Source organism: Streptomyces sp. NPDC001351 (assembly GCF_042896045.1).
GTDB lineage: Bacteria > Actinomycetota > Actinomycetes > Streptomycetales > Streptomycetaceae > Streptomyces.
This window is the reverse complement of record NZ_JBIAWS010000009.1, coordinates 71,591-86,490: the sequence shown is the minus strand read 5'-3', so window position 1 is coordinate 86,490 and position 14,900 is coordinate 71,591. Positions and strand designations below refer to the sequence as shown.

General features: G+C 75.4%; 1 protein-coding gene. It reads left to right on the top strand.

Going from position 1 to position 14,900, the window contains the following annotated elements; translation table 11 throughout:
• The first annotated feature begins 26 nt into the window (after window positions 1–26).
• Entirely contained in the window at window positions 27–14,897 is a 14,871-nt protein-coding gene (locus ACFY1U_RS31205; RefSeq protein WP_390697469.1) for a type I polyketide synthase, read from the top strand.
• Window positions 14,898–14,900: the final 3 nt, after the last annotated feature.

Sequence of the window (14,900 nt, the reverse complement as noted above, 5' to 3'; positions counted from 1 at the left end):
CTGCTTCCAGAAGGCGAGGATGCCCAGTGAGCGAGCACGGCGAGAACAACGAGCAGCGTCTGCGCGACTACCTCAACCGCGTGACCATCGACCTCCAGCAGACCCGCAGGCGGCTGCGCGAGGCCGAGGAACGGCACCGTGAGCCCATCGCGATCACCGCGATGAGCTGTCACTTCCCCGGCGGGGTGCGCAGCCCCGAGGACCTGTGGGAGCTGGTCGCCGCCGGCCGTGACACCATCGCCGGGATGCCGGCGGACCGGGGCTGGGAGGTCGGCGCGCTGGCCTCCTCCGGAGTACCCGTCCAGGGTGCGTTCCTCGACGATCCGGCCGGCTTCGACCCCGACTTCTTCGGGATCTCGCCGCGCGAGGCCCTCGCCATGGACCCCCAGCAGCGGCTGATGCTGCAGTCCTGCTGGGAGGCGGTCGAGCGGGCCGGCATCGACCCCCTCTCGCTGCGCGGCAGCCGCACCGGCGTGTTCGCCGCCTCCATCGACCAGGGCTACATGTCCCTGGCGGACGGCGCGCCCGAGGCGGTCCGCGGCTTCCTGATGACCGGCAACGCGGTCAGCGTCATGTCCGGCCGGGTGTCGTACGTCATGGGCCTGGAGGGCCCCTCCGTCACCGTCGACACCGCCTGCTCCGCCTCCCTCGTCGCCCTGCACCTCGCGGCGCACTCCCTGCGCAACGAGGAGTGCTCGCTGGCGCTCGTCGGCGGCGTCAACGTCATGGCCCTGCCCGGGGCGTTCGTCGAGATCGCCCGGCAGGGCGGCCTCGCCGCCAACGGGCGCAGCAAGCCCTTCGCCGCGGCGGCCGACGGCACCGGCTGGGGCGAGGGCGTCGCCGTCCTCCTCGTCGAGCGCCTCCGGGACGCCCAGGCGGCCGGCCGGCCCGTCCTCGCCGTACTGCGGGGCAGCGCCATCAACCAGGACGGCGCCAGCAACGGCCTCACCGCCCCCAACGGGCCTTCCCAGCAGCGGGTCATCCGGGCCGCCCTGCTGGACGCGGGCCTGACCCCCGCCGACGTCGACGTCGTCGAGGCGCACGGCACCGGCACCCGGCTCGGCGACCCGATCGAGGCCGACGCCCTGCTCGCCGCCTACGGCCAGGAGCGCCCCGAGGAACGGCCCTTGTGGCTCGGCTCCGTCAAGTCGAACATCGGCCACACCCAGGCCGCCGCCGGTCTGGCCGGCGTCATCAAGATGGTCATGGCGATCCGGCACGGCGTGCTGCCCCAGACCCTGCACGTCGACGCCCCCACCCCGCATGTCGACTGGAGCTCCGGCGCCGTACGGCTGCTCACCGAGGCCCGCGACTGGCCGGGCACCGGGGCGCCCCGCCGCGCGGGCGTGTCCTCGTTCGGCATGAGCGGCACCAACGCCCACGTCCTGATCGAGCAGGCGCCGGCCGTCGAGACCGACGCCGAGCCCGCCCCGGCCGCGAGCGGCGCCCCCGTGCCCTGGCCGCTGGCCGCCCGCACCCCCGACGCGCTGCGCGACCAGGCCGTCCGCCTCGCCGCATGGATCGCCGACCACCCGGACATACGACCCGCCGACGTCGGCCACTCCCTGGCCACCACCCGCTCCGCCTTCGAACACCGGGCCGTGGTCGTCGCCGACGACGCGGACGGCTTCCGGCGCGGCCTCGCCGCCGTGGCCGCCGGCGGCAGCGCCCCCGAGACCGTCGTGGGCCGCACCGGCGCGGGCGACGGCAAGACGGTGTTCGTCTTCCCCGGACAGGGCGGTCAGTGGGAGGGCATGGCCCGGGAACTGCTCGCCGAGTCACCGGTGTTCGCCGCGCGCATGGCCGAGTGCGAGCAGGCCCTCGCACCCCACCTGGACTGGTCGCTGATGGCCGTCGTCCGGGGCGAGCCGGACGCCCCGAGCCTGCAGCGCATCGATGTCGTCCAGCCCGTCCTGTTCGCCGTGATGGTCTCCCTGGCCGCCCTCTGGCAGTCGTACGGCGTCGAACCGGACGCCGTCGTCGGCCACTCCCAGGGCGAGATCGCCGCCGCGTACGTGGCGGGCGCCCTCTCCATCGAGGACGCCGCCCGGATCGTCGCCGTCCGCAGCCGCGCCCAGCGCGAGCTGTCCGGCACCGGCGGCATGGCCTCCGTCGCGCTGCCCGCCGACGCCCTGCGCGAGCGGCTGCGCCCCTTCGACGACCGGCTGTCCGTCGCCGCCGTCAACGGCCCCGCCTCCGCCGTGGTCGCGGGCGACCCCGAAGCCCTGGAGGAGTTCCTGGCGGGCTGCGAGGCCGACGGGACACGCGTGCGGCGCGTCGCCGCCGACGTCGCCGGTCACTCCGCCCACATGGACCCGCTGCGCGAGGGCGTCCTCGACGCCCTGGCCCAGGTACAGCCGCGCACCTCCCGCATCCCGTTCTGCTCCACGGTGACCGGCGCCCTGCTGGACACCGGCACCCTGGACGCCGCCTACTGGTTCGCCAACATGCGGCAGACGGTCGACTTCGACACCGCCGTACGGACCCTGGCCGGGCAGGGACACACCGTCTTCCTGGAGATCAGCCCGCACCCGGTCCTCACCGTCCCGACGCAGGACATCGTCGACGACCTCACGGACCCCGACGCGGCGGTCCCCGCCCCGCCCACGCTCGTCACCGGCACCCTGCGTCGCGACGAGGGCGGACTGCGCCGGATGCTCACGGCACTCGCCGAAGTACACGCGGCGGGCGTGCGGGTGGACTGGCGGGCCGTGTACGAGGGCGACGGGCCCCGGCGGGTCGACCTGCCCACGTACGCCTTCCAGAACCGGCGCTTCTGGCTCGAACCGGAAGCCCCGGCAGGCGCCGGGGCCGTCGTGGGCGACCCCGCCGACGCCGCCTTCTGGGCCGCGGTCGAACGCGAGGACGTCGCCGCCGTCGCCACCACCCTCGGCGTCGCGGCCGACACCTGGAGCGACGTCCTGCCGGCCCTCGCCGACTGGCGCCGGCGCCGCCGCGACGCTTCCGTGCTGGACCGCTGGCGCTACCACATCACCTGGCAGCGGCACACCGTACGGCCCACCGCACCCCTGCACGGCGTCTGGCCGGTCCTCGTCCCCGAAGGCAGCGCCGACGACGCCGTCGTGACCCACGTCGTGGACGCGCTGCGGCAGCGGGGCGCCGAACCCCGCGTCGTGGTCCTCGACGCCTCCCACACCGACCGGCCCCGGCTCGCCGAGGAACTGCGCCCCCACCTGGCGGACGAACCGGCCGGATTCCTCTCCCTGCTGGCCCTCGACGAGCGCCCGCACCCCGGTCTGCCCGCCCTGCCCACCGGGCAGGCACTGACCACCACCCTGGTCCAGGTGCTGGACGAGGCCGCGACCGAGGCCCGCGTGTGGTGCGCCACGACCGGCGCCCTCGCGGTCGGCGCGGGCGAGCCCGTGCCTCATCCCGTACAGGCCCTCGTATGGGGCCTCGGCCGGACCGCCGCACTCGAACTCCCCGGCCTGTGGGGCGGGTTGATCGACCTCCCGGAGATGTGCGACGAACGCGCCGCGCTGCACCTCGCCGACGTCCTCGCCGATGCCGGTGAGGAGGACCAGCTGGCCGTACGCCCCTCCGGCATCCACGTCCGCCGGCTCGAACGCGCACCCGCCGGCGGCGACACACCGAACCCCTGGCAGCCCCGGGGCACCGTGCTCGTCACCGGCGGCACCGGCGGACTCGGCGCCCACGCCGCCCGCCGGCTCGCCCGCGGTGGCGCCGAGCATCTCGTCCTGGTCAGCCGGCGCGGCCCCGAGGCACCCGGCGCCGGGGAGCTGGCCGCCGAACTCACCGAACTCGGCGTCGGCGTGACCCTCGCGGCCTGCGACATCACCGACCGCCAGGCCCTGTCCGACCTGGTCGACCGGCTCCGTGCGGAGAACCGCCGTATCGACGCCGTCCTGCACACCGCCGCTGCCGCCCAGCTGCTGTCGCTGCGCGACGAGAGCCCGGCGACGATGAACGCCACCCTGGCCGCCAAGGTCCAGGGCGCCGCCAACCTCGACGCGGTGTTCGCCGACACCGACCTGGACGCCTTCGTCCTGTACTCCTCCGTCTCGGGAACCTGGGGCAGTGCCGACCACGCCGCCTACGCCGCCGGCAACGCCTACCTCGACGCGCTCGCCTGCCACCGCCGCGGACGCGGCCTGAAGGCCACCTCGATCGTGTGGGGCATCTGGAGCGCCGAGGGCGGCGGCCTGGCCACCAGCGACCTGGAGCAGCAACTGCTCCAGCGGGGCATCCCGTTCATGGACCCGCGCCTCGCCGTCAGCGGACTCCAGCGGGCCCTGGACGACGACGAGACCGTGGTCGTGGTCGCCGACGTGGACTGGGCGCGATTCGTGCCCGTCTTCACCTCCGTGCGCCCGAGCCCCCTCATCGCCTCCCTGCCCGACGTCCGCGCGCTCGCCACCGCCCAGGAACCCGCCGAGGACGACCCCGCCGACGCCGTGTCCGCGCTGCGCCGCAGCCTCGCCGGGCTGTCCGAGGCGGAAGTCCGGCGCAGGCTCCTGGACCTCGTCCGCACGCACGCGAGCGCCGTCCTCGGCCACGACTCCGCCGACGCGGTCCTGCCCGACCGGGCCTTCCGCGAACTGGGCTTCGACTCCCTCATCGCCGTCGAGATGCGCAACCGGCTCAACACGGCCACCGGACTGCGGCTGCGCGCCACGGTCGTCTTCGACCACCCCACCGCGGGGCTGCTCGCCGAGCACGTGCGGACCGAACTGCTCGGCGTCGGCCCGGCCCCGGTGGCCGTACCGGAGACCAGGGCGCAGGCCGAACCCGACGAACCCATCGCCGTCGTCGCCATGAGCTGCCGCTTCCCCGGCGGCATCGACACCCCCGAACGGCTGTGGCAGCTGCTCCAGGACGGCGGCGAGGTGCTGTCGGGCATGCCCACCGACCGCGGCTGGCCGCTGGAGCGGCTCTACCACCCCGACCCCGACCACCAGAGCACCTCCTACGTCCGCGAAGGCAGCTTCCTGCACGACGCGGGCGACTTCGACCCCGCCTTCTTCGGCATCTCCCCGCGCGAGGCCGTCGCCATGGACCCCCAGCAGCGGCTGCTGCTCGAGACTTCCTGGGAGACGATCGAACGCGCCGGCATCGACCCCGGCACCCTGCGCACCACCCGCACCGGCGTCTTCGTCGGCCTCAACTACCAGGACTACACCTCCCTCGCGGGCACCTCCCCGGAGGGCGGCGAAGGCCACCTGGTCGCCGGGGGAGCGGCGAGCGTCGTCTCCGGCCGCGTCGCCTACACCCTCGGCCTGGAGGGCCCGGCGGTCACCGTCGACACCGCCTGCTCCTCCTCCCTCGTCGCCATCCATCTCGCGGCCCAGGGGCTGCGCGGCGGCGACTGCTCGCTCGCCCTGGCAGGCGGCGTGGCCGTGATGGCCACCCCGGGCGTCTTCGTCGGCTTCTCCCGGCAGCGCGGCCTCGCCGCCGACGGCCGCTGCAAGGCCTTCGGTGCAGGCGCCGACGGCATGGGTCTCGCCGAGGGCGCCGGCGTGGTCCTCCTCGAACGCCTCTCGGACGCCCGCCGCAACGGCCACCCCGTCCTCGCGGTGCTGCGCGGGTCGGCCGTCAACCAGGACGGCGCGAGCAACGGCCTGTCCGCCCCCAACGGCCTCGCCCAGCAACGCGTCATCCGCCAGGCCCTGGCCAACGCCCACGTCACGGCGGCCGACGTCGACGTCGTCGAGACCCACGGCACCGGCACCACGCTCGGCGACCCCATCGAGGCGGACGCCCTGCTCGCCACCTACGGCCAGGAGCGCCCGCACGGACGGCCGCTGTACATCGGCGCCCTGAAGTCCAACATCGGGCACACCCAGGCCGCGTCCGGCGTCGCCGGCGTCATCAAGACCGTCCTCGCCCTGCGCCACGGCGTCCTGCCCCGCACCCTGCACGCCGATGAGCCCTCCCCGCACGTCGACTGGGACTCCGGGGACGTCGCCCTGCTCACCGAGGCCCGTCCGTGGCCCGAGACCGGCGAGCCCCGCCGGGCCGGCATCTCCTCCTTCGGCTTCAGCGGCACCAACGTCCACGCCATCCTGGAGGAGGCCCCGCCCGAGAACGAGCCGGCCGAGAGCGGGCCGATCGAGACCGAGCCGACCGAGAGCGGGGACGTCCCCGGCACCCTGCCTTGGATCCTGTCGGCCAGGTCGCCGCGTGCCCTCGCCCGCCAGGCGGAGCGGCTGCGCGACCGCCTCACCGGCCCGGGCGCCCCCGAACTCCTCGACGCCGCCTGGTCCCTGGCGACCGGCCGCACCCCCTTCGAGCACCGCGCCGTGCTCGTCGGCACCGACCCGCTGGCCGCCCTCGACGCGCTCGCCGCGGACGGGGAGAGCCCCGGCCTGGTCCGCGGCACCGCCGACAGCGACGGCCGTCGTGTCTTCGTCTTCCCCGGCCAGGGCGCCCAGTGGGCCGGCATGGCCGTCGAACTCCTCGACACCTGCCCGGTGTTCGCCGACTCCCTCGCCGGCTGCGAGCGCGCTCTCGCCCCGCACGTCGACTGGTCGCTGGAGGCCGTCCTGCGCGGCGAGGAGGGCACGCCCCCCTTCGAGCGGGTGGACGTCGTCCAGCCCGCGCTGTGGGCCGTGATGGTGTCGCTGGCCGCCCTGTGGCGCTCCTGGGGCGTCGAGCCCGACGCCGTACTCGGGCACAGCCAGGGCGAGATCGCCGCGGCCGTCGTCGCCGGAGCGCTGTCCCTGGAGGACGGCGCCAAAGTGGTGACGCTGCGCAGCCGCGCGATCCTCGCCCTCGCGGGACACGGCGGCATGCTGTCCGTCGCCGTCCCGCGCGAGCGGGCCGCCGAACTCGTCGCGGGCCGGGACGACTTGTCGCTGGCGGCCGTCAACGGCCCCTCGGCCGTGGTGATTTCGGGCACCCCCAAGGCGCTGGCCGAACTCCAGGCCGCCTGCGAGGCCGACGGCGTCCGCGCCCGCATGGTGGCGGTCGACTACGCCTCCCACTCGGCCCAGGTCGAGCGGATCCGTGAGGAACTGCTCACCGCGCTCGACGGCATCCGACCGGCCACCGGGGACGTGCCCCTGTTCTCCACCCTCACCGGGAACTGGCTGGACACGGCCACCATGGACGCGGACTACTGGTACCGCAACCTGCGCGAGACCGTCGAGTTCGACGCCGCTGTCACCGCCCTCGCCGCCCAGGGACACGAGATCTTCGTCGAGGTCTCGCCACACCCGGTGCTCACCATGTCCGTCCAGGACTCCCTCGACGCGGCCGACGCCCCGCAGGCCGTGGTGACCGGAACACTGCGGCGCGGCGAGGGCGGCCTCGCCCGAGCGCTCTGCTCGGCAGCCGAACTGTGGGTGCGCGGAGTGCCCGTCGCCTGGCCGGTCCTGTTCGAGAACTCCGGCGCCCGCCGCGCCGATCTGCCCACCTACCCGTTCGAACACCGGCGGTACTGGCTCCGGCCGGCGGAGCCGGTGGCCGCTGCCACCGAAACGAGCGACGACACCGAGTTCTGGGACATCGTGGAGGGCGCCGACCCCGTCGCCGCCTTCGCCGGCCTGGAGGTCGACGCCGACGCGCTCGGCCGGGTGCTGCCCGCGCTGGGCGACTGGCGCCGCCGCAGGCGCGAGAACGCCACCGTCGAGAGCTGGCGCTACCGCGTCGACTGGCAGCCGGTCCCCGAACCCTCCTCGGCCCGCCTGTCCGGCGTCTGGCTGGTCGCCGCACCCGAGGGCCACGAGGAGGACCCCACGGTCCGCAACACCGTGGAGGCCCTCGCCGAGGCGGGCGCGCAGCCGGTCACCGTGCGGCTCGGCGACGCCGACGCCGACCGCCCGGCCCTCGCCGCGAAACTCGCCGACACCCTCGACGGGCGCGAGCCCCAGGGCGTCCTCTCCCTGGTCGCCCTCGCCGGACGGCCGCACGCCCACCACCCCGCCGTCTCCACCGGCGCCGCGCTGACCCTCGTCCTGGTGCAGGCGCTCGGAGACCTCGGCATCGACGCCCCGCTGTGGTGCGCCACCCGCGGCGGTGTCTCCACCGGCCCCGCCGACCCGCTCAGCGCCCCCGACCAGGCACTGACCTGGGGCACCGGCATGGTCGCCGGCCTCGAACACGCGAACCGCTGGGGCGGCCTGATCGACCTGCCGCCCGCCCTCAACACCCCGGCCCGTGAACGGCTGCGTGCCGTCCTGGCCGGTGCGACCGGCGAGGACCAGCTCGCGCTGCGTGCCTCCGGTCTCCTCGCCCGCCGCCTGGTGCGCGCGCCCCGCCTGCCCGGTGCCGAGTCCCGGCAGGCCTGGCGGCCCCGGGGCACCGTCCTGGTCACCGGCGGCACCGGCGCCCTCGGCCCCCACCTCGCCCGCTGGCTCGCCCGCGGCGGCGCCGAGCACCTGGTCCTGCCCGGCCGGCGCGGCGGCGACGTTCCCGGCGCGGCCGAACTGCGCGCCGAACTGGCCGACCTGGGTACCGGCCTCACTCTGCCCACCTGTGACGTCGCCGACCGCGACCAGGTGGCCCGGCTGCTGGCCGAACTCGACGCCCAGGGCACCCCGGTCACCGCCGTCTTCCACGCCGCCGCCTACATCCAGCTGGCGTCCCTCGACGACACCCCGCTCGACGCCTTCGCCGAAGTCGTCGCCGCCAAGGCGGAAGGCGCCCGGCACCTGGACGAACTCCTCGACCGCGAACTCGACGCGTTCGTGCTGTTCTCCTCCATCGCCGGTGTGTGGGGCAGCAGCAACCACGCCGCCTACACCGCCGGAAACGCCTACCTCGACGCCCTGGCCGAACACCGCAGGGCCCGCGGCCTGACGGCCACCAGCGTCGACTGGGGCGTATGGGCCGCGGCCAACCCGTGGGCCGTGCGCGAGACCGTCGACGACTCCGACTTCTACCGTGTGCAGAAGCAGGGCCTGCCGCTCATCGAGCCCGACCGCGCGCTCACCGGGCTGCAACAGGCCCTCGACGACGACGAGAGCGTCATCGCGCTCGCCAACGTCGACTGGGAGCAGTTCGCCGCCGTCTTCACCTCCGTACGTCCCAGCCGCCTGCTCACCGGCATCCCCGAGGTCAGGCGCCAACTGGAGGAGGCGCAGGCACCCGCGACGGATTCCACCGCCCCCGCCGCGTCCGTCTTCCGCGAGCGCCTGACCGGGCTGCCCGAGGCCGAACAGCGCCGGGTCACCCTCGACCTGGTACGCGGCCACGCGGCGGCCGTCCTCGGCCACGACTCGCCCGAGGAACTGCGGCCCGGCCGGGCCTTCCAGGAACTCGGCTTCGACTCGCTCACCGCCGTCGAACTCCGCAACCGCCTGCGGACCGCCACCGGCCTGCCGCTGCCCGCCACCCTCGTCTTCGACTACCCCTCCGCCGCCGTCCTGGCCGACCACATCCGCGCCGAGGTACTGGGCGAACAGGCGGCCTCCGCCGCCCCGTCGACGGTGGCCGCGGCCGCCGACGACCCCGTCGCGATCGTCGCCATGGGTTGCCGGTTCCCTGGCCAGGTGCACACCCCCGAGCAGCTGTGGGAGGCACTGGCGGCGGGCGCGGACCTCGTCTCCGAGTTCCCCGGCGACCGCAACTGGCCATTGGAGACCCTCTTCGACCCCGACCCGGACCGGCCCGGCACCTGCTACGTCCGGCACGGCGGATTCCTGTACGACGCGGGCGAGTTCGACGCCGACTTCTTCGGCATCTCCCCGCGCGAGGCCGTCGCCATGGACCCCCAGCAGCGACTGCTCCTGGAGACCACCTGGGAGACCCTCGAACGGGCCGGTCTCGACCCGGAACGCCTGCGCGGCAGCGACACCGGCGTCTTCACCGGCGTCAACTACCAGGACTACGGCGCCTCCGTCGCCCAGACCCAGGAGAACGAGGGCCATCTCCTCACCGGCAGCGCCGCCAGCGTGATATCCGGCCGGATCTCCTACACCCTCGGCCTGGAGGGCCCAGCCGTCACCGTCGACACGGCGTGCTCCGCCTCCCTGGTCGCCCTCCACATCGCCGCGCAGGCCCTGCGCTCCGGGGACTGCTCGCTCGCCCTGGCCGGAGGTGTCGCGGTGATGTCGACACCGGGCGCCATCATCAGCTTCGCCCGCCAGCGCGGCCTCGCCGCCGACGGCCGTTGCAAGGCGTTCTCCGACGCCGCCGACGGCATGGGCATGGCCGAGGGCGTCGGCGTGGTCCTGCTGGAGCGCCTCTCCGACGCGCGCCGCAACGGCCACCCCGTGCTGGCCGTCCTGCGCGGCTCCGCCGTCAACCAGGACGGCGCCAGCAACGGCCTCACCGCGCCCAACGGCCCCTCCCAGCAGCGGGTCATCCGGGCGGCCCTGGCCAACGCCCGGCTCACCCCGGCCGAGGTCGACGTCGTCGAGGCGCACGGCACCGGCACCAGGCTGGGCGACCCGATCGAGGCCCAGGCGCTGCTCGCGACGTACGGCAGGGAACGCGACGGGGACCGGCCGCTGCTGATCGGCTCCCTGAAGTCGAACATCGGCCACACCCAGGCCGCCGCCGGCGTGGCCGGAGTCATCAAGACCGTCCTCGCCCTCCAGCACGGCCAGGTGCCACCCACCCTGCACGCCCGGCAGCGCTCCACCGAGGTCGACTGGACGGCCGGTGCCGTCGAGGTGGTCACCGAGCCGACGCCGTGGCCGCGGACCGGCAGGCCGCGCCGCGCGGGCGTGTCCGCGTTCGGCATGAGCGGCACCAACGTCCACGCCATCATCGAGGAGGCCCCCGCACCGGAGGAGCCTGTGGCACCGCCGGAGTCCACGCCCTCCGGCGCCCTGGCCTGGCCCCTGTCCGCCAAGTCGCCGGACGCCCTCAGCGGCCAGGCCCGGCGGCTCGCCGCGCACCTGGCCTCGGCGCCCGACACCCCGGCCCCCGGCGTCGCCGCCACCCTCGCGGGCCGGACCGCGTTCGAACACCGAGCCGTCCTCGTCGGCGACCCCGGCCGGCTTCCCGACGTCCTCGGCGCACTCGCCGACGGCGCGAGCGCCCCCGACCTGGTACGCGGCTTCGCCGACACCGAGGGCCGGACGGTGTTCGTGTTCCCGGGTCAGGGGTCGCAGTGGGCGGGGATGGCGGCCGAACTGCTGGATTCCTCGGCGGTGTTCGCGGCGCGGATGGCCGAGTGCGAGGCGGCTTTGGCGCCGTTCGTGGACTGGTCGCTGACGGAGGCGGTGCGGTCGGGGCGTGCTTGGGAGGGTGTGGACGTGGTCCAGCCCGCTCTGTTCGCGGTGATGGTGTCGTTGGCGGAGGTGTGGCGGTCGTTCGGGGTCGTTCCCGATGCGGTGGTGGGGCACAGTCAGGGGGAGATCGCTGCCGCGGTGGTGGCGGGTGCGCTGTCGTTGGAGGACGGGGCACGGGTCGTCGCCCTGCGCAGCCGGGCGTTGGGTGCGCTCGCCGGACGCGGCGGCATGGTCTCCCTCGCCCTGCCGGAGACGGAGGCCCGCGCGGCCATCGCCCCCTGGGCCGACGCCCTGGCCGTGGCCGCGCTCAACGGCGCCGCCGCGACGGTCGTCGCCGGAGACGCGGACGCCGTGACCGCCCTGCTCGCCCACTGCGAGGCCAAGGACATACGGGCCCGCCGCATCGACGTCGACTACGCCTCCCACTGCGCCCACGTCGAGGAGATCCACGGCGAACTCATGGAGGCGCTGGCCGGGCTCGCGCCCACCGAGGCCGAGGTGCCCCTGTACTCCACGGTCGACGGCTGCTGGCTCGACACCACACGGATGCACGCCGACTACTGGTACCGCAACCTGCGCCAGACCGTCGGCTTCGCACCCGCCGTACGCGCCCTGGCCACCGAGGGCTTCACCTCCTTCGTCGAGGTCAGCCCGCACCCGGTGCTCACCATGGCGGTCGAGGAGACCGTCGAGGCCGGCGGACGCCTCGCCGTGGCCGTCGGCTCGCTCCGCCGGGACGAGGGCGGCGCGCACCGCATGCTGCGCTCCGCCGCCGAACTGTGGGTGCGCGGCGGCACGGTCGACTGGGCCGCCGCGTCCGCCGGAGGCGCCGCACCGGTGCCGCTGCCCACCTACGCCTTCCAGCGCCGCCACTTCTGGATCAAGCCTCCGGCCGCGCTGCCCACCGGGCCCGGCGCCACCGGCCACCCGCTCCTCGGCACCGCCGTCGAGGTCGCCGACACCGGTGAGATCCTCCTCACCGGCAGCCTGTCGACCCGGACCCACCCCTGGCTGGCCGACCACGCCGTCTCCGGTGTGATCCTGCTGCCGGGCACCGGGTTCGTCGAGATGGCCGTGCGCGCCGCGGACGAGGCGGGCTGCCCGCAGGTCGAGGAACTCACCCTGCAGGCACCCCTGGTGCTCGACCGCGACGAGGCGGTGCACGTCCAGGCCCGGGTCGGCGCCCCCGACGACGAGGGCCGCCGCAGTCTCGGAATCTTCTCGCGGGGCGAGGACGACACGGGCGCCTGGACCGGCCACGCGGCCGGCGTCCTCGCCCCGGAACCCCACCACGTCCCGGCCGCGTTCACGGCTTCCGCGTGGCCCCCCGCAGGCGCGGAACCGGTCCCGGTCGACGGCCTCTACGAGCGCTTCGCCGACTCCGGCTCCGGCTACGGCCCCGCCTTCCACGGCCTGCGCGCCGCCTGGCGCCTCGGCGACGACATCTACGCCGAGGTCGGGTTGCCCGAGGACCAGCGGGACATGGCCGCCGCGTTCGGGCTGCACCCGGCGCTGCTCGATGCCGCCCTGCACGGCCTGTGGCTCACCACCCCCGGCGGCGCCGCCCAGAGTGACGAACCCGGCACCGCCCGGCTGCCGTTCTCCTGGGGTGCCGTCCGGCTGCACGCCTCGGGCGCTACCGAACTGCGCGTCCGGCTCAGCTACGACGACACCGGCTCGATCGCCGTTTCCGCGGCCGACCCCACCGGACAGCCCGTCGCCGAGGTCGGCGCGCTGGCCGTGCGGCCCGTCTCCTTCGACGCCCTGCGGCGGGTCCGGGACAGCCGCCAGGACTCGCTGTTCCGGCTCGACTGGACGGTCCTGCCCGCCACGGCCCAGCCGCCGAGCGGCCGTTGGACCGCCCTCGGGACCGAACCGCTGCTGCCCGAGACCCACCCGGACCTCGCCGCGCTCACCGCCGCCGTCGAGGCCGGCGCCCCCGTGCCCGACACAGTCGTCACCGCGCTCCCCGCGGGCGGCGACAGTGCGGACGCGGCCCGCGGCGGGCTCACCGCCGTACTGCGCCTGCTGCAGGACTGGCTGGCCGACGACCGCTGGGCCGACACCCGGCTCGTCCTGGTCACCCGGGGCGCCGTCGCCACGGCCCCCGGAGACGACATCGGCGACCTGACGGCGGCAGCCGTCTGGGGACTCGTGCGCTCCGCGCAGTCCGAACACCCGGGCCGGATCGTGCTCCTCGACACCGACGGCGACCCTGAGGCCGGCGGCGGCACCGACGGGCGTCTCGACCTCCCGGCGATCGCCGCCGCCCTCGCCGCGGGGGAGACGCAACTCGCGGTGAGGGGCGGGCAGTTGCTCGCACCGAGGCTGGCCCGGGCCATTGCTGCCGAGACGGAGCCCGAGAACGCAACCGGGACGACCAAGCCCTGGGATTCCGACGGCACGGTCCTCGTCACCGGCGCCTTCGGCGTCCTCGGCGCACTGGTCGCCCGGCACCTGGTCACCGAGCACGGCGTCCGCAGGCTGCTGCTGACCGGACGCCGGGGCCCCGACACCGCCGAGGCGCGGGAGCTGGTCGGCGAACTCACCGCCCTGGGCGCCCACGTCGACGCGCGGGCCTGCGACGCCGCCGACCGCGAGGCCCTGGCGGCCCTTCTCGCCGGCATCCCCGACGCCCACCCGCTGACCGCCGTCGTCCACTCGGCGGGCGTACTCGACGACGGAGTCATCGGCTCCCTCACCCCGGAACGCCTCGACCGTGTCCTGCGCCCCAAGGCCGACGCGGCCCTGAACCTGCACGAACTCACCGAGCACCTGCCACTGACCGCGTTCGTCCTCTTCTCGTCCGCCTCCGGCACCGTCGGCAGCTCCGGTCAGGGCAACTACGCCGCCGCCAACGCCTTCCTCGACGCCCTCGCCCGCCGCCGCCGCGCCCGGGGACTGCCCGCCCAGTCGCTCGCCTGGGGCATGTGGGCCGAGCGCAGCGCGCTGACCGGCACGCTCGACGAGGTGGACCTGCGACGGCTGGTTCGGGGCGGCGTGGCGGCCCTCTCCAACGAGGAGGGCCTGACCCTGTTCGACACCGCGCTCGCGCTGGACGAGCCGGCACTGGTGCCCGTCCGGCTCGACCTGGCCCGCGTGGCGGCCCGGGCGGTCACGGCCGGCGTACCGCCGCTCTTCCGCGACCTGGTCCGCGGTCCCGCGCGCCGCACCGCGGCCACCGGTGCCGGCGCCGCTGAGGAAGCGGACCTGCTGCGCCGCCGGCTGACCGGTCTGTCCGCCGACGACACCCGGGCCGTCCTCACCGACCTGGTGTGCGCCCACGTCGCCGACGTGCTCGGACACTCCGGCGCCGTGGCGATCGACCCCGAACGCGCCTTCCGGCAGCTCGGCTTCGACTCGCTGACGGCCGTGGAACTGCGCAACCGGCTCGGCGCCGCGACCGGACTGCGCCTCCCGGCCACCCTGGTGTTCGACTACCCCAGCCCGACCGAGGTCGCCGGGTACTGCGCGGAACGCCTCGCCCCGGCCGTCCCCGCGGTCACCGAGGACGCCGGACCGGCCGACGACGACATCGCCCGCATGGTCTCGGCCATCCCGGTCGCCGCACTGCGCCGCTCGGGCCTGCTGGACGCACTCCTGCGGCTGGCCGGACCCGCACCCCACGAGAACGGCGCCGCCGACGAAGCTCCGGCCGCCGACCGCACCGAGGAGATCGCGGACATGGGCGTCGACGACCTCGTACGCCTCGCCATGGGAGACGAGCGTGCCTGAGCC